The following is a 23,466-nucleotide window of genomic DNA, read 5'->3' on the forward strand; positions in this document are numbered from 1 at the left end:
ATGGCGTCAAGAGGGTCAGGGATCATTCCCAGCCACAGCTTCATCTACTCCGGAGTACATGATGCGCGAGTCGGTCCAGGCCGAGGTTTTGATGAGTTTCCTCGTCTCAGAGGAGCTCTCGTTCCGTATCCCGGTGGAACTGCACTACGAGATGGGGGATCCGTACGCGGTGCGGATGACGTTCCATCTGCCGGGTGATGCCCCCGTGACCTGGACCTTTGGCCGTGAGCTGCTGCTGGACGGCATCAACACGCCCAGTGGTGACGGTGACGTGCACATCTCGCCGACCGAGCCGGAGGATCTTTCCGATGTTCATATCCGACTCCAGGTCGGCGAGGACCACGCGTTGTTCCGCGTGAGTGCCGCGCCGGTCGTGGCCTTCCTGGACCGTACGGACCGGCTGGTCCCGCTCGGCCAGGAGCGCACGCTCGGTGACTTCGAGGGCAGCCTCGAGGAGGCGCTCGGCCGCATCCTGGCGGAGGAGAACGCGGGCTGACCGTCACGGGGCGACGCGGGCCGGCGCCGTCACTTCTTGCGGCGGCGGCCCCTGCTGCCGTGCGGGCGCAGCGGCAGGCCCTGTCCCGGCACGGTGGGCGCCGTCCGCGGCCCCGCCGTCCCCGGCCGGTCCGCGGACACCACGAGCGCCGCGAGGGCCGTGGTCACGGGCACGGACGCGACCAGGCCGATCGATCCCACGAGGGTCCGTACGATCTCCTCGGCGACCAGCTCGCTGTTGGCGACCGTGCCCACGCCGGACTGCGCGATGGAGAAGAGCAGCAGCAGGGGCAGCGCGGCGCCCGCGTAGGCCAGGACGAGCGTGTTGACGACCGACGCGATGTGGTCGCGGCCGATGCGGATCCCCGCCCGGTAGAGGGCACGTGGTCCCATCGACGGGTCTGCGGCGTGCAGTTCCCAGACCGCCGAGGTCTGGGTCACGGTCACGTCGTCGAGGACACCGAGCGACCCGATGATCACTCCGGCCAGCAGCAGGCCGCTCATGTCGATGTGCGGGTACAGCCCGTGGATCAGGCCGGTGCTGTCGTCTGTGTTGCCGGTCAGGCTCGCCCAGCCGATGAAGATCGACCCCAGCAGTCCGATGAGCATCAGGGAGACCAGTGTGCCGATGACCGCGACCGAGGTTCTCGCGGTCAGCCCGTGGCACATGTAGAGCGCGATGAGCATGATCGCGCTGGCCCCGACCACGGCGACGACCAGCGGGTTCGAGCCTTGCAGCACCGCGGGGAGGATGAAGAGTGTCAGCACTCCGAAGGAGACCGCGAGGGCGATCAGCGCCATCAGTCCGCGCAGCCGTCCCACCACGACCACCGCGAGGGCGAAGATCCCGGCGAGGAGGGCCATGGGGACGTGCCGGTCGACGTCGGTGACCGAGTACTGGAGATCGTGGGGCGCGTCGGGCGCGTACGCCAGGACGACGCCCTGTTTCACGTGAAACTGCCGCGGCGCGTCCGGCTGGACGACCTCGACGAACGTGCGGCCCTTCTCCTTGCCGCTGGTGACCTCGACCGTGGCCTTCTTGCACTTCCCGGTCTGGGCCTGCTCCGCCTCCCGCCCCTCGGGCGTCGAGGTGTCGCCGGTGGACGGGACCTGGGAGGCGTTCACGTCCTTGCAGTCGACCGCCTGGAGCTTCACCACCTGACCCTGCTCGGTCTGCCGGTCGAAGCCGACCCCCGAGCGCTCATGGGCGGGCGCGCCGCCGGGCCACAGGACGACCAGACCCACGACCACGGCCGCGGCGAACGGGATCAGCACCGCGGCGATGACCTTGCGGAGGTGCTGGGAGACCGGCTCGGCGGGCCCATGGCTGTGCGTGTGGCCGTGCGTTTCGTGGCTCTGCTGGGATGAGGTCACCCCCCGATCATCGCAAGAAGCCGGAGGCCCTCTGTTCAGCACGCCGGTCATGGGGCTAGCGTGGACACACCTTTGCACACGCGGGAGCTCGGAGCACCGGGCTGAGAGGGCGTTGACTGAGCGGTTCCGGGACTCTTCCCCGGGGCCCCCACGCTGCGCCGACCGCCGAACCTGTTACCGGGTAATGCCGGCGTAGGGAGTAGGTCTCATGACCGTTCAGGACGCACACACGCCTGCCTCGGAATCGGATTCCCCGAGCGAATCGGGGAAGCCGGGCGGGGCCGTGGATCAGAACGGGACCGAGAGGTCCATCGGCTGGCACAAGGGATACGTCCAGGGCTCGCGCCCCGACCTCCAGGTGCCGGTCCGCCAGGTGCACCTCACCAACGGCAAGGACGTGACGCTGTACGACACGTCCGGGCCGTACACCGATCCGTCGATCGAGACGGACGTCCGCCGCGGGCTCGCGCCGCTGCGGGAGAACTGGATCATCGGGCGCGGGGACACCGAGGAGTACGCGGGCCGGCCGGTCCGCCCCGAGGACGACGGGCTCAAGCACACCTCGCCGCGCGGGGGGCTGCGGAACCTCGACGCGGTGTTCCCGGGCCGGCCGCGCCAGCCCCGGCGGGGCCGTGACGGGCAGGCGGTGACGCAGCTCGCGTACGCGCGGCGCGGCGACATCACCCCGGAGATGGAGTACGTGGCGATCCGGGAGAACGTCGCGCCCGAGGTCGTCCGTGACGAGATCGCCGCGGGCCGGGCCGTCCTGCCGGCGAACGTCAACCACCCGGAGATCGAGCCGATGATCATCGGCAAGCGGTTCCTGGTGAAGGTCAACGCCAACATCGGCAACTCCGCGGTCACCTCCTCCATCGAGGAGGAGGTGGACAAGATGACGTGGGCCACCAAGTGGGGCGCGGACACGGTCATGGACCTCTCCACCGGCCGTAACATCCACACCACCCGCGAGTGGGTGCTGCGCAACTCCCCCGTCCCCATCGGCACCGTGCCGCTCTACCAGGCGCTGGAGAAGGTCGACGGCAAGGCCGAGGAGCTGACCTGGGACATCTACAAGGACACGGTCATCGAGCAGGCCGAGCAGGGCGTCGACTACATGACGGTCCACGCCGGGGTGCTCCTGCGGTACGTGCCGCTGACCGCTCGCCGCAAGACCGGCATCGTCTCGCGCGGCGGCTCGATCATGGCCGCGTGGTGCCTGGCGCACCACAAGGAGTCGTTCCTGTACGAGAACTTCGAGGAGCTGTGCGACATCCTCGCGTCCTACGACGTGACGTACTCCCTCGGGGACGGGCTGCGGCCCGGGTCCATCGCGGACGCGAACGACGAGGCGCAGTTCGCCGAGCTGCGGACGCTGGGCGAGCTGAACACGATCGCCAAGCGGCACAACGTCCAGACCATGATCGAGGGCCCCGGGCACGTCCCGATGCACAAGATCAAGGAGAACATCGACCTCCAGCAGGAGATCTGCGAGGAGGCGCCGTTCTACACGCTCGGCCCGCTGACGACGGATGTGGCGCCCGCGTACGACCACATCACCTCGGGCATCGGCGCGGCGATGATCGCCTGGTGGGGCACGGCGATGCTCTGCTACGTCACGCCCAAGGAGCACCTGGGCCTCCCGGACCGCGACGACGTGAAGACCGGCGTGATCACCTACAAGATCGCGGCGCACGCGGCGGATCTCGCCAAGGGGCACCCGGGGGCGCAGGAGTGGGACGACGCGCTGTCGGACGCCCGGTTCGAGTTCCGGTGGGAGGACCAGTTCAACCTGGCCCTCGACCCGGACACGGCGCGGGCGTTCCACGACGAGACGCTGCCGGCCGAGCCGGCGAAGACCGCGCACTTCTGCTCGATGTGCGGGCCGAAGTTCTGCTCGATGAAGATCTCGCAGGACATCAGGCGCCAGCACGGCGGTGACCTGGTGCCCGAGGAGATCGAGGCGGGCATGGCGGAGAAGTCGAAGGAGTTCGCGGCGGCCGGCAACCGGGTGTACCTGCCGCTGGCGGAGTGACTCCGTGAGGTGAGTGAGATGGGGTGGGCGGGGGACTCCGGCTGCGGCCGGGTGTCCCTTCGCCCACCGCGGTGGTGCCCCCCTGCCCCGGGCCCAGTGCGGCCGCGGATGGCCCGGGACTGTCCGGGATGGCCCGGGGTGGGTTACTCGGGCTTGTGTTCCGGGCCGCCGAAGTCGGGGCTGGTGAAGTCCGGGCTGCTGAACGTGGGGCGCTGGTGGGCCGCCGAGCCTTCGTCGGGGCTGGAGAAGCCGGGGTGGCTGTAGCCGATCTTGGGCAGGTGCCCCACCGTACGGGCCGGTCCCGGCGCCGCCCGGCCCGCGGTCGGGTCGGCGAGGGCCCTGCGCAGGAAGGGCAGGATGCCGCGCTCCAGGAGGGCGTGGCGCCAGGCCTCCCTGGCCCGGGCGACCTCGTCCGGCAGCTCGCCGCCGGACTCCTCGGCGGCGGGGACCTGGGTGGCCCCGTTGCGTACCGCCGTGATCAGCAGGCCGACTGCCGCGCCGAGGATCCCGACCACGGTGACCGCGCCGAAGAACCAGCCCACCGCGAGCAGGGAGTCGGCGAAGGCGGGCGCCGAGGTGACGGCCCTGAGGAGGTAGCCGACGAGAAGGAAGATCAGGGCCGCGGTGCCGCCCAGGACAGGGACCAGGACGGTGATGACGGCCGCGAAACCCGCGCCCGTGTCGTCATCCTCCTCGGTGGTGGCGGGCTCCCGGACGGAGCCGCTCAGCGCCGGGGAGGCGACCGGGGAGCGGAACTCCTCGCGCATCTTGGCGTAGTGCTCGTACTCGGCGGCCGCGGCGGTGGCTATGAGCGTGGTGGCGTTGAGGGCCATCGTGCGCAACTGCTCGGCGTTCAGCCGCCGGCCCACGTCGGCCAGGTCCGGGCGGTCGTGCGCGGTGCGCAGAGCCTCGTCGAGGATCCGCTCGAAATCCGCGCGATCCTCGCTCAGCAGGTGCGGAGCGCTTTTCATGTGCATCCCCCGATGCTCCGTAGGGCCGATGCGCCCGTGTGAACGGGCGGTTGGCGGAAACGGAAGGAGAGCCTGCTACGGATAAGCCGATGGTAGAGCTGTTTTGCCGCGCGGTGACAGGGGGTTTCCGGAAAACACCGGATCCATGTCGATCCGGTGGTGGGCGGGAGAGCGGTCAGTTGTCCAGCGGCAGCCGGACCACCAGCAGTTTCCCCGCCATGGTCACTCCGCCGTCCATGGCGATGGCCAGACCGTCCGCGTACACGTGGGGCCCTTCCACGACGGGGCCGCCGCCCTCGCCGTCCGACGCGTCCTCGGTGCCGACCTCGCCCAGGAGATACGGAATGGGGCTGTGGCCGTGGACGACGCGCTGTCCGCCGTACGTGGAGAGCAGTTCCTGTACGGCCTCGGGGCCGCCCTCGTCGCGGAACGCGAAGCGCTTGGTGAGCTTGCGGAACACGTCCCAGCATTCGTCCGCGTCGTTGCGGGTGAGGATCTGGTGGACGGTGTCGTTGACGTCGTCGATGGACGAGCCGTAGTCCAGGTAGGCCGTGGTGTCGGAGTGCATCAGCAGATGCCCGTCCTCCTCGACGACCGCGTCGAGCCGCGACATCCACTGGAGGTGGACGTCCTGGAGGCGCTCCATGTCGGACTTCTGACCCCCGTTGAGGAGCCAGGCCGCCTGGAAGGTGGCCGTGCCGGCCCCGGAGTTCACGGGGGTGTCGCCGAAGCGCTTGGCGCCCAGGAGCAGCAGTTCGTGATTGCCCATCAGGGCCTTGCAGTAGCCGCCGGCCGCCGCCGCCTCGGCGGAGAGCCGCATCACGAGGTCGATGACGCCGATGCCGTCGGGCCCGCGGTCGGTGAAGTCGCCGAGGAACCAGAGCCGGGCGTTGCCGGCCGACCAGTTGCCGGCGGCGTCGATGAGGCCCTGTTCGCCGAGCGCGGCGAGGAGTTGGTCGAGGTAGCCGTGGACGTCGCCGACGACGTAGAGCGGGCCGGGTCCGCCCGGCTCGGGGAGTTCGTCGGGTGCGAGGTGCAGCTGCACGGTCACCCCTTCCGGGCCGATCACCGGGAGGTCGCGCTCGGTCGGTGTGTAGCCGTCCGGGAGCTCGTCGTCGGGGATCGCGTTGCCGGGATGCCCGGACATGGAGATGTGCGCGGCCTCGTGGCCGTGCTCCCGCTGCCCGGACTGTTCGGGATGCCCCGGCTGCCCGGACTGCACGGGAACCTGCGCGTACGGCGGGACGCGGAAGTCGCGCAACGTCGCCGTCCGCACCGCGGGTCCCTGACCGGCCCCCTGTGTCATCGACCCCTCCACCACCGTCGCGCCGCCGTACACCTCTCGGGCTCGCCCTCTCCGGTGGGTGTGTGCCCACCGGAGGTCAGGAAAGGTCCATGGTGTCGTGGGCCCATCATAGGAATCCCGCTCCTCCTGTGTGACGCACCAGGGGTGGTGAATCCTGTCGCACCTCGGGTTCGCCGGAGGTTTGCACGCCGATCACCCCAAATGTGCCGGGGGCCCGCGCCCCGGCAGCGCCCCGTCAGTCCCCCGCCGGGGACCTGGGGGCACTGACCGTGGTGCGGGGCGGGCGGCGTTGGGACGAGGTCCTGACGACCAGCTCGGTCGGTATCACCTGCTCGATGGGCGCCCCGGTGTTGATTCCTTCGATGGCGTCGATGAGGAGCTGGATGACGGCGGTCCCGATCCGGCGCGGTTTGAGGGAGAGCGTCGTGATGGGCGGTTCCGTCGTGGCGTACACGGTGGACTCGCTGCAACACACCAGCAGCAGGTCCTCGGGGACGCGCAGCCCGTACCGCCGGGCGGCGGCGAGCAGATCGGTGCCGTTGGGGTCGAAGAGCCCGTAGACGGCGTCCGGGCGGTCCGGGCGGGCGAGGAGCCGGTCGGCGGCGACGGCCCCCGCGCACGGGTCGTGGGCCGGGTAGGACTCGTACACCGGGTCCTGGCCGACCCGTTCGCACCAGCTCAGGTACGCGGAGGTGGAGAGGCGGGTGTACGTGTCGGTGGTGGTGCCGGTGAGCAGGCCGATCCGGCGGGCGCCCGCGTCGGCGAGGTGGTCGAGCAGGTCGAGGACGGCCGCCTCGTGGTCGTTGTCGACCCAGGCGGTGACGGGGAGGGTGCCCGCGGGCCGGCCGTCGGAGACGACGGGCAGGCCCTGGCGTACGAGTTCGGTGACGACCGGGTCATGGTCGGAGGGGTCGATGACGACGGTGCCGTCGAGGGCGACGTTCGCCCAGACGTCGTGGCGTGAGGTGGCGGGGAGGATGACGAGGGCGTAGCCCCGGGCCAGCGCGGCGGAGGTGGCGGCTCTGGCCATCTCGGCGAAGTAGGCGAATTCGGTGAAGGTGAAAGGTTCATCCCCGTACGTCGTCACGGTCAGGCCGATGAGGCCCGATTTGCCGGTACGGAGGGTTCTGGCGGCGGCGGAAGGACGGTAGCCGAGGCGCTCGGCGACCTCTCGGACATGGCTTCTGGTGGCGTCGGGTAAACGCCCCTTGCCGTTGAGCGCGTCCGAGACAGTCGTGATGGAGACACCGGCTGCGGCTGCGACGTCCCGGATGCCCGCCCGACCCTGCCGGTTTCCCCGGCGGGTTGTGTCCGTCCGGCTCACCTGGTGTTTCCCTGCTGCTGTCATGGCCAGCCGATATTAGGGCGCGGGCGGGCGGTGGGGCCGGTCGCATATGCACCCCTCAGCAGGCACGTTTCTGCATGGTCAAAAGCACCCAATGTCCTTGGAAGAAGTGGGAGTTGTCCGTTCCCGCTGTGGTCTGGCATGCATCGGACGGCGTGTGCCTGTCGAAAGGTCCATGTTTCGAAGTTGTCTCAACTCACCTCTACGGGGGATGCGCGCCACGGCGCGGACCACGGGCGCGCGCCAGGGCGGCGTGCGCCCCCTGCTCCCGGGGCCTTCGCAAGGGCCCTGAATCCTCTTATGGTGAGCAGCATTGAAGTGCGACACCCGTGAACGGCCGAGGAGGACCTGCGGTGAGCAACACGAGCCCTGCGGTGGGCGGTACGGGGCCCCGGCTCCGCGTCGAGCTGGACGGCATCCCGACGTACAAGCCGGGCAAGCCCGCCGCGGTCGGCGGTCCCGCAGCCTTCAAGCTGTCCTCCAACGAGAACCCGTACCCGCCGCTGCCGGGCGTGATGGAGAAGGTGATCGCCACCGCGGGGCTCTTCCACCGCTATCCCGACCTGTCGTGCGCCGGCCTGGTGGACGAGCTGGCCGACCGCTTCTCCGTGCCGCCGGAGCACCTGGCGACGGGCACCGGCTCGGTGGGCGTGGCGCAGCAGCTGGTCCAGGCCACCGCCGGCCCCGGCGACGAGGTCATCTACGCCTGGCGCTCCTTCGAGGCGTACCCGATCATCACGCAGATCTCCGGCGCTTCCTCGGTGAAGGTGCCGCTGACCGGCGCCGAGGTGCACGACCTCGACGCGATGGCCGGCGCGATCACCGACCGGACGCGGCTGATCTTCGTCTGCAACCCCAACAACCCGACCGGCACGGTGGTGCGCAGAGCCGAGCTGGAACGGTTCCTCGACCGGGTGCCCGAGGACGTCCTGGTGGTGCTGGACGAGGCGTACCGCGAGTTCATCCGCGACGCCGAGGTGCCCGACGGGGTGGATCTCTACCGCGAGCGCCCGAACGTGGCCGTGCTGCGTACCTTCTCCAAGGCGTACGGCCTGGCCGGTCTGCGGGTCGGGTTCGCCATAGCGCACGATCCGGTGGCGGCCGCGCTGCGGAAGACGGCCGTGCCCTTCGGGGTGAGCCAGATCGCCCAGGACGCGGCGGTGGCCTCGCTGCGCGCCGAGACGCAGCTGCTGGAGCGGGTCGATTCGCTGGTCGCCGAGCGGACCCGGGTGGCCGGCGCGCTGGCGGGGCAGGGCTGGACGGTGCCGGAGACCGAGGCGAACTTCGTCTGGCTGCGGCTCGGGGAGCGCACGCTCGACTTCGCGGCGGCCTGTGAGAAGGCCGGGGTGATGATCCGCCCCTTCGCGGGCGAGGGCGTACGGGTCACGATCGGGGAGACCGAGGCCAACGATCTCTTCCTCCAGGCGGCGGAGGCGTTCCTCAAGGAGCTGTGACGGGCGGAAGAACCGGATGAGGGCGGCCTCCTGAGGGGGCCGCCCTTCGGCGTTCCCGAGGGGGGTCCGCCTGGCTTTCCAACCGGCGTTCGGAGGGGCGGGACCTGGCGTACCTCGTCGGGGGGACCCCCCGAACGAAGGTCCGGATCGGTGTGCGCAATAATGCTTGTGAATGTGAACGCGTTCACAAGCTTGCCTCGTTTGATCCACTACGTCCCGGATGCGTACCGGACCAAAGGGACAAGCCGCCGCTCGACCACGGCGATGTAAGGAGTAACGACGTGGAACTCGCTCTGGCGCCGGAGACCCTGGCGCGATGGCAATTCGGCATCACCACCGTCTACCACTTCCTCTTCGTCCCGCTGACGATCTCGCTCGCCGCGCTCACCGCCGGGCTGCAGACCGCGTGGGTCCGCACGGAGAATCCGAAGTACCTCACGGCCACGAAGTTCTGGGGCAAGCTCTTCCTGATCAACATCGCGATGGGCGTCGTCACCGGCATCGTGCAGGAGTTCCAGTTCGGCATGAACTGGTCCGACTACTCGCGCTTCGTCGGTGACGTCTTCGGAGCCCCGCTCGCCTTCGAGGCCCTGATCGCCTTCTTCTTCGAGTCCACCTTCATCGGACTGTGGATCTTCGGTTGGGACAAGCTGCCCAAGCGGATCCATCTGGCCTGCATATGGATGGTCTCGATCGGCACGATCCTCTCCGCGTACTTCATCCTCGCCGCGAACTCCTGGATGCAGCACCCGGTCGGCTACCGGCTCAACAAGAAGTCCGGGCGCGCTGAGCTCACCGACTTCTGGGCCGTGCTCACCCAGAACACCGCGCTCACCCAGTTCTTCCACACCATGACGGCCGCCTTCCTCGTCGGCGGCGCCTTCATGGTCGGCATCGCCGCCTTCCACCTCGCCCGCAAGAAGCACATCCCCGTGATGCGCACCTCCCTGCGCCTCGGACTGGTCACCGTCGTGATCGCCGGCCTGCTCACCGCCGTCAGCGGCGACACCCTCGGCAAGGTCATGTTCAAGCAGCAGCCGATGAAGATGGCTGCCGCCGAGGCCCTCTGGGACGGGCAGGCGCCCGCGCCGTTCTCCGTGTTCGCCTACGGGGACGTCCAGAAGGGCCACAACACCGTCGAGCTGGAGATCCCGGGACTGCTGTCCTTCCTCGCGAACGACAACTTCAGCTCGTACGTCCCGGGGATCAACGACGTCAACAAGGCCGAGCAGGAGAAGTACGGGCCCGGCGACTACCGGCCCAACATCCCCGTCGCCTACTGGGGCTTCCGCTGGATGATCGGCTTCGGCATGGCGTCCTTCAGCCTCGGACTGCTCGGACTGTGGCTCACCCGCCGCAGGTTCTTGCTGCCCCAACGGCTGCGCACCGGCGAGGACGAGGTGCCCCACCTGGTGCTCTTCCGGAACAAGGCCCTCAGCCCGAAGTTCGCCCGGTGGTACTGGCTCACCGCCCTGTGGACGCTCCTCTTCCCGCTGATAGCCAACTCCTGGGGCTGGATCTTCACCGAGACCGGACGCCAGCCCTGGGTGGTGTACGGCGTGCTGCGCACCTCCGACGCGGTCTCCCCGCACACGTCCCAGACCGAGGTGCTCATATCGATGATCACCTTCACCCTGCTGTACGCGGTCCTCGCGGTCATCGAGGTCAGACTGCTCGTCAAGTACGTCAAGGCCGGTCCACCGGAACTCACCGACGACGACCTCGACCCACCCACCCGGATCGGCGGCGACCGCACGGACGCCGACCGCCCGATGGCCTTCTCCTACTGAAGGGCTGAGGAACCATGGAACTCCATGACGTCTGGTTCGTCCTGATCGCCTTCCTCTGGACCGGCTACTTCTTCCTCGAAGGCTTCGACTTCGGCATCGGGGTCCTGACCAAGCTGCTGGCCCGCGACCGTACGGAACGGCGCGTCCTGATCAACACGATCGGGCCCGTCTGGGACGGCAACGAGGTCTGGCTGCTCAGCGCGGGCGGCGCGACCTTCGCCGCCTTCCCCGACTGGTACGCCACCCTCTTCTCCGGCTTCTACCTGCCGTTGCTGCTCATCCTGGTCTGCCTGATCGTGCGCGGAGTCGCGTTCGAGTACCGCGCCAAGCGGCCCGAGGAGAACTGGCAGCGCAACTGGGAACACGCGATCTTCTGGACCTCGCTGCTCCCGGCCGTCGTGTGGGGCGTCGCCTTCGCCAACATCGTCCACGGGGTGCGGATCGACGCGCACAAGGAGTACGTCGGCACCCTCGGCGACCTGCTCCACCCGTACGCCCTCCTCGGCGGCCTGGTGACCCTGGCCCTCTTCACCTTCCACGGCACGGTGTTCGCCGCGCTCAAGACGGTGGGGGACATCCGGGTACGGGCGAGGAAGCTGGCGCTCGTCCTGGGGCCGGTGACCGCCGTCCTGGCGGCCGGGTTCCTGGTCTGGACCCAAGCGGACAGCGGCAACGGCAAGAGCCTCGTCGCGCTGGTCGTGGCCGTGGCCGCGCTGGTGGGCGCGGTCGGGGCCATCGGGAGGCGCCGTGAGGGCTGGTCGTTCGCGCTCTCGGGGCTGACCGTCGCGGCCGTCGTCGCGATGTACTTCCTGACGCTGTTCCCGAACGTCATGCCCTCGTCCCTGAACGAGCAGTGGAACCTCACCGTGACGAACGCCTCGTCCACCCCGTACACCCTCAAGATCATGACCTGGGGGGCCGGGATCACCGCGCCCATCGTGCTGCTCTACCAGGGCTGGACGTACTGGGTGTTCCGCAAGCGGATCGGCACGCAGCACATCGCCGATTCCGCTTCGCACTGAGATTCCGGCTGAGTTTTCGGCACGCGTCAAAGGGTGGTGTTTCACGTGAAACCGATCGATCCGCGTCTGCTGCGGTACGCCCGGACCACTCGCCCCTTCATCGTGGCCGTGGTGGTCCTCGGGCTGGCCGGCGCCGGACTGGTGGTGCTCCAGGCGACGCTGATCGCCGAGATCGTCGTCGGCGCCTTCCGGCACGGGGACTCCACGGCGGCGCTGCGTACCGAACTCCTGCTCCTCGGCGCGGTCGCCGTCGGCCGGGCGCTGGTGTCGTGGCTGACTGAACTGGCCGCGCACCGGGCGAGCGCGGCGGTGAAGTCCGAACTGCGCGGGCGGCTCCTGGAGCGGGCCGCCGAGCTGGGACCCGGGTGGCTGAGCGGGCAGCGGACCGGTTCGCTGGTCGCCCTCGCCACCCGGGGCATCGACGCCCTGGACGACTACTTCGCGCGCTATCTCCCGCAGCTCGGGCTCGCGGTGGTCGTCCCGGTCGCGGTCCTGGCGCGGATCGTCACCCAGGACTGGGTCTCGGCGGCGGTCATCGTGGTGACGCTGCCGCTGATCCCGCTCTTCATGATCCTCATCGGCTGGGCCACCCAGACGCGGGTGGACCGGCAGTGGCGGCTGCTGTCGCGGCTCTCGGGCCACTTCCTGGACGTCGTCGCCGGGATGCCGACGCTCAAGGTCTTCGGACGGGCCAAGGCGCAGGCCGACTCGATCCGGCGGATCACCTCGGAGTACCGGCAGGCCACCCTCCGCACGCTGCGGATCGCGTTCCTGTCGTCCTTCGCGCTGGAGCTGCTGTCGACGCTGTCGGTGGCCCTGGTCGCGGTCGGTATCGGACTGCGCCTCGTCCACGGCGACCTCGACCTCTACACCGGACTGGTGGTGCTGATCCTCGCCCCCGAGGCGTACCTGCCGATCCGTCAGGTCGGCGCGCAGTACCACGCGGCGGCCGAAGGGCTGGCGGCGGCGGAGGAGATCTTCACGGTCCTGGAGACCGAGCCGCGCGAGGGCGGCCGGGGAGAGGTGCCGGCCGGTGCGGTGCGGCTGGAGCTGGACGGTGTGACGGTCCGCCACCAGGGCCGTGAGGAGCCGTCGTTGGACGCGGCCACGCTGACGGTCGAGCCGGGGGAGACCGTCGCCCTGGTCGGGCCGAGCGGGGTGGGGAAGTCCACGCTGCTCCAGGTGCTGCTCGGCTTCACGGTCCCGGACGAGGGGCGGGTCCGAGTGGACGGGCGGGACCTGGCGTCGCTCGACCTGGAGCGGTGGCGGGAGCGCATCGCGTGGGTGCCGCAGCAGCCGTACCTCTTCGCGGGCACGATCGCGGAGAACGTACGGCTGGCGCGACCGGACGCGGACGACGCGGCGGTACGGGCCGCGCTGCGGGACGCGGGGGCGTACCCCTTCGTGGCGGCGCTCCCCCAGGGGGCGCAGACCCCGCTCGGGGAGGACGGGGCGGGGCTCTCGGCCGGGCAGCGGCAGCGGCTCGCGCTGGCGCGTGCCTTCCTCGCGGACCGGCCGCTGCTGCTGCTCGACGAGCCGACGGCGGCGCTGGACGGCGAGACGGAGGCGGGGATCGTCGAGGCGGTGGGGCGGCTGGCGCGGGGGCGGACCGTGGTCCTGGTGGTCCACCGGCCGGCGCTGCTGGCGGTGGCGGACCGGGTGATCACGCTGTCGCGGGGGGTGGGGGCGGGAGCTGGGGCCGGGGTGGCTTCGACTTCGGGTGCGGGTGCGGGTGCGGGTGCGGGTGCGGGTGCGGCTGTGGGTGCCGGGATCGGTACGGATCTGGGTGTCGCAGGGGCGGTGGACGATTCCGGGGAGGTACGTGAGGGCTTGGCCGCCGGGGTCCCTGCCGGCCACCTTCCCGGCGCCGACCTTCCCGGCGGGCCGGAAAGCACCGCCGGGGTGCGGCCGCTCGCGCGGATGCGGGCCGCCGCCGGGGCGCTGCGCGGCCGGTTCGTGCTCGCGCTCGTCCTCGGCAGTCTCGCGCTCGGCTCCGCCGTCGGCCTCATGGCCGTCTCCGGCTGGCTCATCTCGCGGGCCTCCCAGGAGCCCCCGGTCCTCTACCTGATGGTCGCCGTGACGGCGACCCGCGCGTTCGGCATCGGGCGGGCCGTGTTCCGGTACGCGGAGCGCCTCGTCTCCCACGACGCCGTGCTCAGGATGCTCGCCGACCTGCGGGTCTCCGTGTACCGGGGACTGGAGCGCGTCGCGCCCGCCGGTCTCGGCGTGACCCGGCGCGCGGACCTGCTCTCGCGGCTCGTCTCCGACGTGGACGAGCTCCAGGACTACTGGCTGCGGTGGCTGCTGCCGGTCGGCACCGCGGTGCTGGTCGGCGCGGGGACGGTCGGGTTCACGGCCTGGCTGCTGCCGGAGGCGGGCGCGGTCCTGGCCGTCGGCCTGCTCCTCGCCGGTGTGGGGGTGCCGTACCTGAGCGGGGCCCTCGCCCGCCGGGCCGGGCACCGGCTGGCGCCCGCGCGCGGGCTGCTGGCGACGCGGGTCGCCGACCTGCTGCGGGGCAGCGCCGAGCTGACCGTGGCGGGGGCGCTCCCGGGCCGGCTGCGGCGGGCCCGGGAGGCCGACCGCACGCTCACCTCTCTCGCCTCGCGGGGCGCCAGCGCCACGGCGGCGGGCGGCGGCCTGTCCGCCCTGATCTGCGGACTGACGGTGGCCGCCGCGGCCGTGGTGGGGGTGCAGGCCGTACGGGACGGGCGGCTGGCGGGCGTCGAGCTGGCGGTCGTCGTCCTGACGCCGCTCGCCGCGTTCGAGGCGGTCGCCGGGCTCCCGCTCGCCGTGCGGTACCGGCAGCGGGCCGCGGAGGGCGCGCGGCGGGTCTGCGAGGTGCTCGACGCCCCCGTACCCGTACAGGAACCGGAACGGCCCGCCACCGCGCCCGGGTCGCCGTTCCCGCTGGAGGTGCGCGGGGTGTCCGCGCGGTACGCGGGGCAGGAGCGGAACGCGCTCACCGGCTTCGACCTGACCCTCACCGCGGGGCGGCGGGTCGCGGTGGTCGGGCCGTCGGGCGCGGGGAAGACAACGCTCGCCCAGGTGCTCCTGCGCTTCCTGGACGCGCACGAGGGCACATGGCTGCTCGGCGGCACCGACACCGCCACGCTCGACGGTGACACGGTCCGGCGGTCGGTCGGGCTGTGCGCCCAGGACGCGCACCTCTTCGACAGTTCCGTACGGGAGAACCTGAGACTCGCCCGTCCCGACGCGACCGACGGCGAACTCCGGGACGCCCTGCGCAGGGCGCGGCTGCTGGAGTGGGCCGACAGCCTGCCCGCCGGCCTGGACACGCTGGTCGGGGAGCACGGGGCGCGGCTCTCCGGGGGGCAGCGGCAGCGGTTGGCGCTGGCCCGCGCGTTGCTCGCGGACTTCCCGGTGCTGGTCCTGGACGAGCCGGCCGAGCACCTGGACCTGGCGACCGCGGACGCGCTGACGGCCGACCTCCTGGAGGTGACCGAGGGGCGGACGACGCTGCTCATCACACACCGGCTGCGGGGTCTCGACGCGGTCGACGAGGTGATCGTGCTCGACGAGGGCAGGACCGTGCAGCGCGGACCGTACGACCGGCTGGTCGCCGAGGAAGGGCCGCTGCGGCGGATGCTGGAGCGGGAACGGGCCGGTGATCTGCTGCCCGTATCAGGCCCGCCGACTTTCCCCATCAAATAGGACTTACTACGCTCAAGGGCATGACCGTGCCCGAATCGACCGAACACCTGGAGGCGGCCACCCGTGCGGCGCGCAGCCTCCAGGGCCTGTCCACCGAGCTCACCGCACGGGTGCCGCAGCTGCTGGAGGCCATGCGGTCCGTCGGGACGGGGCTCGAACTGCATTCCACGCTCGACCGGATCTGTGAGACCGCGGCGCACCTCGCGGACGCCCGGTACGCGGCGATCGGCGTGGTCGACGAGTCGGGCGACGGTCTGTCCGACTTCGTGACCTACGGCGTCGACACGGAGGAGGTACGGCTCGTCGGGGGCAGGCCGGACGGGCTCCGCGGGCTGCTGGGCGCGCTGATCCAGCAGTCGGGACCGGGACCGATGAGGCTCGGCGAGCACGGGCGCGAGGGCGGGCATGCGGGCGGGCACGGCCCCGGGCATGAGGCCCGTCCCGGCTCCGGCGACGAGGGGCGGGAGGAGGGGCCGCCGACGCGTACGTTCATCGGCGTCCCGATCCGGGTGCACGGCGCGCTCTTCGGGAACCTTTACCTGGCCGAGAAGCACGTGTCCAAGGAGGCGGGAGGTTCGGGGGTGGCTGAGCCGGCCGGCGCGGCCGAGTTCGACGACCAGGACCTGCACGTCCTGCGAGTGCTCGCCACGGAGGCCGGGATCGCCATCGGCCACGCCCGGCTGTACGAGGCGGCCAGGCAGCGTGAGCGGTGGATCGACGGCTCCGTCGCCGTCACCACCGCGCTGCTCTCCAACGGCGGGGCCGACGCCCTCGCGGTGGTCGCGGAACAGGCCCGGAGCCTCGCCGACTCGTCGGCCGGAGTCGTCATGCTGCCCACAGCGGCCGACGGGCTCGAGATCGTCGCGATCTCCTCCGACCGGCTCCACCCCTCCTCCCGGCTCGGCACCATCGCTCCCCCCGAGAGCCCGGTCGTGCGGGCCCTGCTCGCGGGCGAGTCCGTCTTCGTGGACGACGCCACCACCGACCCGCGCATGATCACCGACATGGCCGAGGGGTACGGCCCCTGCATGCTGCTGCCGCTCCACAGCGGGGGCCGGGTGCTCGGCGCGCTGGTCACGCCCCGGCCGCGCGGCGCGCGCCGCTTCACCGAGACCGAGCGCATCCTCGCCACCCAGTTCGCCTCCCAGGCCGCCCTGGCCCTGATGATGGCCGACGCCCAGCGCGACCGGGAGCGGCTGGCCGTCCTGGAGGACCGCGACCGGATCGCCCGTGACCTGCACGACCTGGTCATCCAGCGGCTCTTCGCCACCGGGATGATGCTGGAGAGCGCCCAGCGCGGCCCGCTCGCCCAGGAGGCCCACCAGGGCATCGGGCGGGCCGTGGACGAGCTGGACGTGACCATCCAGGAGATCCGTACCGCCATCTTCGCGCTGCAACGGGGGCCCGCTGAGGCCCCGTCGGGGCTGCGGACCCGCGTCCTGCGCGAGATCAAGACGGCCGCCGTGCCCCTCGGATTCCAGCCGGCCCACCGCTTTGTCGGACCGGTCGACGGCCGGGTCGGCGAACTCACCGGGAAGAACCTGATCGCAGCGCTGCGCGAAGCCCTCTCCAACGCCTTCCGGCACGCCCACGCCACCCGGATCGAGGTGGTCGTCGACGCCACCGTCCGCCTGCCCGACGGCCACGAGGCGGTCCGGCTGTCGGTGGCGGACGACGGCGTGGGCCTGCCCGAGGGAGGCCGGCGCAGCGGACTGCGCAACCTCCGGCGCAGGGCGGAGTCGCTGGGCGGGTCGAGCACGTGCGTGGCGGGTATCGGGGAGGACGGTGGCGGGACGACGGTGGTGTGGGAGGCGCCTCTTTAGGAGGCGGTCCCTTCTTCGAGAGGCGGGCCCTTCGAGGAGTGATCTCCACAGGGACCCTTCGCGGAAGGGCCTCGTCGTCAGAGGCGGGCCAGGATCTGCTCGATGACCACCGCGACGCCGTCCTCCTCGTTGGTGAGGGTCTCCCCCGAGGCGGCGGCCAGCACGTCGGGGTGGGCGTTGCCCATCGCGTACGACGTACCGGCCCAGGTCAGCATCTCCACGTCGTTCGGCATGTCCCCGAACGCGACGACCTCGTCCGAGGAGATGCCGCGTTCGGCGCAGCACAGCGCGAGCGTGCTCGCCTTGCTCACGCCGAGGCCGCTGATCTCCAGCAGGGCCGTCGGGCTGGAGCGCGTGAAGGACGCGAGGTGGCCCGCGGCGGTCCTGGCGACCGTCAGGAAGCCGTCCGGGGTCAGGTCGGCGTGGTGGGCGAGCACCTTCAGTACGGGGGCGGCCGAGTCCGGCTCGTCCTCGTGCAGGAGCTTCTCCGCGGCGGCGACACTCGCGCCCGGGTCCAGGTGGAAGGCCGGGTAGTCCGGTTCGTAGTGGATGCCGGTGCTCAGCTCGACCGCGAAGGTCGTGCCGGGGGCCGCGTCGCGCAGGGCCCGTACGACGTCGAGGGCGGTCGTCCGCTCCAGCGGACGGACGCGGAGCAGCTCGCCGCCCGCGCGCAGGTCGACGACGGCCGCGCCGTTGGCGCAGATGGCCAGGCCGTGGCCGTGCACGTACTCCCTGACGACGTCCATCCACCGGGCGGGCCGGCCCGTCACGAAGAAGACCTCCAGGCCGGCCCGCTCCGCGGCGGCGAGCGCCGCGATCGTGCGGTCCGAGACCGTCTTGTCGTCGTGCAGCAGGGTGCCGTCCAGATCGGTGGCGATCAGCCGGGGCCGGGCGGGGAGCGGGGAGTCGTCAGTGGAGGTCACCCGGTCATTCTCCCGTACGGAGGTGCACGGGCGTGCGGAGGGGCGCACATGTGAGTGCCGCGCGCCGCGGCGGGTGCGGTCGGAGGCTGCGGTCGGGAGGGGTGACGGGAGGGGTGATCGGAGGCCGCGGTCGGGTGGTCCGGCCGGCGGGGGAAATTCCAGGGGCATTGTCAGTGGTCGGCCCTAGGCTGGTTCCTGCTTCTCGATCGGTGAGGGGGGACCTCGCGATCGTCAACTCCCGTATGCGAGCACGCGAGGTGCTGCCCCATGACGTCCACAGCACGGGCCGGAATCCCTGATCCCGCCGTCAACACCTTCCAGGTCGACCTGCGTGGGCTGGTCGACCTGCTCTCCCACCACCTGTACTCCAGCCCGCGGGTCTACGTGCGCGAACTGCTCCAGAACGCGGTGGACGCCGTCACCGCCCGCCGCGCGCACGACCCCGCCGCGGTCGTCCGGATCCGGCTGGCCGCCGGCGGTGGCCAGGTCTCCATCGAGGACAGCGGCATCGGCCTGACCGCCGACGAGGTGCACACCCTCCTCGCCACGATCGGCCGCAGCTCCAAGCGCGGGGGTGAACAGGGCCTGGAGAGCGCCCGCCGCGAGTTCCTCGGCCAGTTCGGCATCGGCCTGCTCGCGTGCTTCGTGGTCGCCCGGCAGATCCGGGTCGTCACCCGCTCCGCGCGTACGCCCGACGCCCCGCCCGTCGAGTGGCTCGCGAGCGACGACGGGTCGTACACCGTCCGCGTCCTGCCCGACGAGGCCCGCCCCGAGCCCGGCACGACCGTCCACCTGGAGCCGCGCCCCGGCGCGGAGGAGTGGACGACCCCCGCGCGCGTCGAGGAACTGGCCCGCGACTTCGGCTCCTTGCTGCCGTACGACATCACCTTCGCCGACGACGCGGGCAACGAGAGCCCGGTCACCGACCGCCCCGCCGTCTGGGACCGCCCCCATCCCACACCGGGCGCGCGCCGGGTCGCCCTCGCCGGGCACTGCTCGCGCGTGTTCGGGTTCTCGCCGCTCGACACCATCGACCTGGACCTGCCCGTCGCCGGGGTGCGCGGCGTGGCGTACGTCCTGCCCGAGGCGACCAGCCCCGCGCACCGGGCCGGACACCGCGTGTACCTCAAGGGCATGCTGCTCACCGACCACGCGGACAACCTGCTCCCGGACTGGGCGTTCTTCGTCCGCGCCGTCCTGGACACCGACACCCTGCGGCCCACCGCCTCCCGGGAGAACCTCTACGACGACGAGACCCTCGCCGCCGTCAGGGACGCGCTCGGCACACGGATCCGCGACTGGCTGACCGGCCTCGCCGCGGGCGAACCGGAACGGCTCGCCTCCTTCCTGAGCGTCCATCACCTGGGCGTGAAGTCCCTCGCCCGGCACGACGCCGAGCTGCTCGACCTCATGCTGCCCTGGCTGCCGTTCGAGACCAGCGACGGACAGGTGAGCCTGGACGAGTTCGCCGCCGCGCACGGCGAGATCCACTTCACCAGGACCGTCGAGGAGTTCCGCCAGATCGCGCCCATCGCGGCGGCGCACGGCCTGGGCGTCGTCAACGCCGGGTACACGTACGACGCCGACCTGCTCGCCCTGCTGCCCGCCGTCCGGCCCGGCATCCGCGTCACCGAGCTCGACGCGGGGGCGGTCACGGACCGCCTCGACGCCGTGGAGACCACCGCCGAGCTGGCGCTCGCCGCCTTCCTCGCCACGGCGCGCGCCCGGCTCTCACCGCTGGCCTGCGACGTGGTGCTGCGCGCGTTCCAGCCGGTCACCGTGCCCGCGCTGTTCCTCGACGACCGCCAGGCCCGGCACGAACGGGACCGGGCGACCGCCCAGGAAGGCGCCGACGACCTGTGGGGCGACATCCTGGGCGCGCTGCGGGGCGCCGCGCCGCGCGCGCGGCTCGTCCTCAACCACAACAACCCGCTGATCCGGCGCATCGCCGGCCTGCCCGACACCGAGCTGACCGGCCTCGCCGTCGAGTCCCTCTACGGACAGGCCCTGTTGATGTCCCAGCGGCCCCTGCGCCCCCACGACACCACGTTGCTCAACCGCGCCTTCCTCGGGCTCCTGGAATGGGCGACCCACCCCACCGCCCCGCACACCGCCTCCGAGGAGGACCCGAAGTGACCGCCCTGACCCCCGCCGAGATCGAGCGCGGCCTCGCCGAGAACGCCTCCGCACCGCACGGCGCCGCGCGCATCGCCCACGCCGAGGCGCTGTCGGCGGCGGCCGAGTCGTCGGGCGACCGGACGCTGTTCCGCCACGCCCTGTCCGCCCTGATCGACGCGTACGAGTACAGCGCCGAGCGCACGAAGATGACGGTGCCCTTCGCGCGCCTCCTCCAGGAGTACGACCGCGACCCGTCGGTCTTCGCGGCCCACGAGACCCACGGCCTGTACTGGCGCTTCAAATGGGTCACCGGCAGCATCGTCGGGTCCCCCGAGGTCCCCCTCGACGCGATCGAGCGCTGGCTCGCCGAGATGGAGCGCCGCTACCGCGTCGCGGGCTTCAGCGAACGGGCCGTACGGCAGGCGGAGTTCTACCTCGCCGACTCCCTCGGCGACCGCGCCCGCGCGGACCGGGCCATGAGCGACTGGGCGGCCGCCGAACGCGACCGGATGAGCGACTGCCACGCCTGCGAGCTGAGCAACCAGGGCCGCTACTGGGCGCGGCGGGAGGAGGACACCAAGGCGATCGGCGTCTGGGAGCCCGTCCTCGCCGGGCAGAAGACGTGCATGGAGGAGCCCCACCGGGCGCTCGCCCACTCCCTGCTGTCGCTGGTCCGGCTGGGCCACACCGACGAGGCACGCTCCCACCACCTGCGCGGATACCGCATGGCGCGCGGCAACGAGAGCCTTCTCCGCGCGATCGGCGAGCACATCGAGTTCTGCGCCCTGACGGGCAACGAGTCGCGCGGTCTGGAGATCCTCTCCGAGCACACCGCGCACCTGGGCCCGCTCGCCGACGCCGAGGCGCAGTTGGGGTTCAACGGCGGGGTCCTCGTCCTGCTGCGCCGGCTGACGGACCTCGGGCACGGCGACCGGCCGGCCGTCCCGTACGAGGGCGTGGGGCGTACGGTCCGCGAGCTGGCGGACCTGCTGTACGGGCAGGTGTCGGCGATCGCGGAGCGCTTCGACGCCCGGAACGGCTCCGGGCATGTCTCGGGGCTGCTCGCGGAGCGCCTGGCGCGGCGGCCGTTGACGGACGCGCTGCCGCTGGGGGTGCGCAGCCCGGTGCTGCCGGGGGCGGGCACGGGGGCGGTGTCGGGTCGTGCCGGGGCGGTCGCGGGGGGTGGCGGGGCGCTGACGGGCGACTCCGTACCGTCCGGGGCTGCTGGGACTGTTCGTGCCGACGGGGCCGGTGGGGCCGAGGAGTTGGCCGACCTGGTCGAGCGGGCGCGGGCCTTCCGGAAGCGGGGGCATCCGGGCGCTGCCCTTCTGTGGGACCGCGTCGCCGACCTGGTCGACACCACCGGCGTGGAGCCCGACCCTCAGCTCGCCGCCGACCTGCTGGAGCGTCGCGCCCTGCACGCGTCGCGGGCCGGTGACGCGGGCGCCCGCGCGCTGTTCGAGGAGACCCTGGACGCGTACCGGACGAGCGGACAGCCGGGGCGGGCGGTTCTCGCCGAGCTGTACGCGGCGACCGCGGCGGTCCAGTTCGGGGCCGGAGCGGGCGAGGCGCGCGACCTGCTCGCCGCGGCCGCCGCGTCCGCGCGTGCGTTGGCGGAGTCCGACGAGTCGAGGCCGCGCCGTATCGCCACCGTCGAGTTCACCCGCATCCGGATCGAGGCCCACCTCCGCGCCAAGGAGGCCGGGATGCTCGGGGACGGCGAGCACGGCCACCCGGACCGTCCGGACGCCGAACTGCCGCGCGAGCTGACCGGTTTCATCGACCGCACGGACCAGGTCGACGGGCTCCAGGACCTCGTCGCCGCCGCCGAGGCCATGTTGGCCGGGCTCGCCCTGGAGGAGGGCGAGGAGGCGCGCGCCGAGCGGCTGCTCGACTCGGCGGCCGGCCGGAGCCTCGCCGCGGGGCGTCCGTGGGACGCCGCGGAACCACTCGCCCGACGCGCGGCCCTGCTGTTCGCCCGGGGCCGGGCGGAGGAGGCGGAGGAAGCCGCGCGCGCCGCCGTCGGTCATGCCGGGGAGGTGGCTGACGCCGAGGAGCAGGGCGCCGTACGCCTCACCCTGGCCGACATCCTGCTCCGCCGGGACGAGGGGGCGCGGGACGCGGCGGCGCACGCGCTCGACGCGGCGCACTGGTTCGACCAGGCCGGGCTCGGCGCGGGCGGGGGCGCCACGGCGCGGCTGGTCCTGGCCAGGGCGTACGGCGCGGCCGGGCGTACGGCGGAGGCCGCCGAGATCCTCCAGTCGGCCCTGCCCGACCTGTTGGAACACGGCGAGTACGTCGCCGTCCAGGCCCGCGAGACCCTCGGCAACCTGCTGCGGGACCTGCACGATCCCCGGGGGGCGTCCGAGCAGTACCTGCTGGCCGCCGAGACGGCGAAGGGCTGGGACGACCCGGGTGCCCAGGCGCACTTCGCGCAGCTCGGCGCCGAGGGGCTGGCCGCGGCGGGGCTGCGTACGGAGGCGGAGGCGGCGTACGGCCGGGCGCTGGAGCTGTGGCGGCGGGTCGGCCGCAACCCGGTCGCCGAGGTGCGGGTGCTGCGGTCGCTGGCGTGGCTGGTGGTCCAGGACAACGGCGTCCCGGCGATCGCCACGGTGCCGCGCGCGCGGCAGCTGATGGAGGAAGCGGCGGCGGTGCTGGAGGGTGCCGAGGAGCCCGGACTCCGCTACGAGCGCGGTCAGACCTGGCACCAGCTCGCCGACCTGCTGATGGAGCAGCTCTACGACTACGAGGATTACGACGAGGAGGAAACGGAGGAAGAGTCCGGTGACGACGCTTCCGTACAGGACAACGCTTCCGTAGAGGAGGAGGCGATAGCCCTGTGGGACCGCGCGGCCGCGGTCTACGCCGGACTGGGCCCCCACGCGCTGGACTCCCGCGTGCAGTGCCTGACCCGCGCCGCCTGGAACGAACGCGCCCTGGACCGGCCGGACGAGGCCCTGGCCCGCCTGACCACCCTCCGGGAGGAACTGGCGGCACAGGGGGGCGAGACGGCGAAGGCCCTGGTGGCCGAGGTGGACACCACCCTGGGCCACATGCGCTGACCGTTCGCCGCCTGGATCAACAGTTTCATCGACTCATCATTCGACCTGCCCGGAGGACTTGCGCGTGACCATGCCCGCT

At 72.0% G+C, this 23,466-nt stretch carries 14 protein-coding genes; 9 read left to right on the top strand and 5 right to left on the bottom strand.

Annotated features, from left to right (window positions below; translation table 11 throughout):
• The first annotated feature begins 61 nt into the window (after nt 1–61).
• Nucleotides 62–496, top strand: a complete 435-nt coding sequence (locus tag HA039_RS17310; protein WP_167036980.1) for an SsgA family sporulation/cell division regulator — start codon at nt 62–64, stop codon at nt 494–496.
• 29 nt (nt 497–525) lie between these two features.
• Here the strand turns inward: HA039_RS17310 and HA039_RS17315 are convergent, their stop codons facing one another.
• Entirely contained in the window at nt 526–1,920 is a 1,395-nt protein-coding gene (locus tag HA039_RS17315; RefSeq protein ID WP_167030505.1) for a YibE/F family protein, read from the bottom strand.
• A 157-nt stretch (nt 1,921–2,077) separates the two neighbouring features.
• Between HA039_RS17315 and thiC the strand changes: the two genes are divergently transcribed.
• Nucleotides 2,078–3,901, top strand: coding sequence for a phosphomethylpyrimidine synthase ThiC (gene thiC / locus HA039_RS17320; protein ID WP_167030507.1), 1,824 nt, complete (start codon nt 2,078–2,080; stop codon nt 3,899–3,901).
• A 143-nt stretch (nt 3,902–4,044) separates the two neighbouring features.
• On the opposite strand, the gene HA039_RS17325 is transcribed toward thiC, so the two are convergent.
• The 3 genes from HA039_RS17325 to HA039_RS17335 all read right to left on the bottom strand — a co-directional run bounded on the left by HA039_RS17325 (nt 4,045) and on the right by HA039_RS17335 (nt 7,526).
• Complete coding sequence (locus HA039_RS17325; RefSeq protein WP_167030510.1) at nt 4,045–4,878, bottom strand: hypothetical protein; 834 nt, start codon at nt 4,876–4,878, stop codon at nt 4,045–4,047.
• Nucleotides 4,879–5,047: 169 nt separating this feature from the next.
• Nucleotides 5,048–6,193, bottom strand: coding sequence for a metallophosphoesterase (locus tag HA039_RS17330; RefSeq protein ID WP_243870139.1), 1,146 nt, complete (start codon nt 6,191–6,193; stop codon nt 5,048–5,050).
• A gap of 220 nt (nt 6,194–6,413) precedes the next feature.
• Nucleotides 6,414–7,526 carry a LacI family DNA-binding transcriptional regulator gene (locus HA039_RS17335; protein ID WP_161312533.1) on the bottom strand — a complete coding sequence of 371 codons (1,113 nt, stop codon included), beginning with the start codon at nt 7,524–7,526 and terminating at the stop codon, nt 6,414–6,416.
• 371 nt (nt 7,527–7,897) lie between these two features.
• Here HA039_RS17335 and hisC point away from each other — a divergent pair, with 371 nt between their 5' ends.
• The 5 genes from hisC (at nt 7,898) to HA039_RS17360 (ending at nt 17,284) form a co-directional block, all read left to right on the top strand.
• Entirely contained in the window at nt 7,898–8,977 is a 1,080-nt protein-coding gene (gene hisC / locus HA039_RS17340) for a histidinol-phosphate transaminase (protein ID WP_167036983.1), read from the top strand.
• A gap of 281 nt (nt 8,978–9,258) precedes the next feature.
• Nucleotides 9,259–10,767 (top strand): cytochrome ubiquinol oxidase subunit I, encoded by a 1,509-nt coding sequence (locus HA039_RS17345; RefSeq protein WP_167030516.1) that lies wholly within the window; start codon nt 9,259–9,261, stop codon nt 10,765–10,767.
• A 14-nt stretch (nt 10,768–10,781) separates the two neighbouring features.
• Entirely contained in the window at nt 10,782–11,789 is a 1,008-nt protein-coding gene (gene cydB, locus HA039_RS17350; protein WP_167030518.1) for a cytochrome d ubiquinol oxidase subunit II, read from the top strand.
• A gap of 45 nt (nt 11,790–11,834) precedes the next feature.
• Nucleotides 11,835–15,461: a thiol reductant ABC exporter subunit CydD gene (gene cydD / locus HA039_RS17355; RefSeq protein WP_167030521.1), complete on the top strand. Its 3,627-nt coding sequence runs from the start codon at nt 11,835–11,837 to the stop codon at nt 15,459–15,461.
• A 20-nt stretch (nt 15,462–15,481) separates the two neighbouring features.
• Nucleotides 15,482–17,284 carry a GAF domain-containing sensor histidine kinase gene (locus tag HA039_RS17360; protein ID WP_167030524.1) on the top strand — a complete coding sequence of 601 codons (1,803 nt, stop codon included), beginning with the start codon at nt 15,482–15,484 and terminating at the stop codon, nt 17,282–17,284.
• 77 nt (nt 17,285–17,361) lie between these two features.
• Here the strand turns inward: HA039_RS17360 and HA039_RS17365 are convergent, their stop codons facing one another.
• Nucleotides 17,362–18,207, bottom strand: a complete 846-nt coding sequence (locus tag HA039_RS17365) for a Cof-type HAD-IIB family hydrolase (protein ID WP_167030527.1) — start codon at nt 18,205–18,207, stop codon at nt 17,362–17,364.
• Between the two features lie 267 nt (nt 18,208–18,474).
• Here HA039_RS17365 and HA039_RS17370 point away from each other — a divergent pair, with 267 nt between their 5' ends.
• On the top strand, nt 18,475–20,343 hold the full coding sequence (locus HA039_RS17370; protein ID WP_167030529.1) for an HSP90 family protein: 1,869 nt from the start codon (nt 18,475–18,477) through the stop codon (nt 20,341–20,343).
• Nucleotides 20,340–23,387 (top strand): tetratricopeptide repeat protein, encoded by a 3,048-nt coding sequence (locus tag HA039_RS17375; RefSeq protein ID WP_167030532.1) that lies wholly within the window; start codon nt 20,340–20,342, stop codon nt 23,385–23,387. The genes HA039_RS17370 and HA039_RS17375 overlap by 4 nt, the downstream gene beginning before the upstream one ends.
• Nucleotides 23,388–23,466: the final 79 nt, after the last annotated feature.

The sequence above is a fragment of the Streptomyces liangshanensis genome (assembly GCF_011694815.1).
Lineage (GTDB): Bacteria > Actinomycetota > Actinomycetes > Streptomycetales > Streptomycetaceae > Streptomyces > Streptomyces liangshanensis.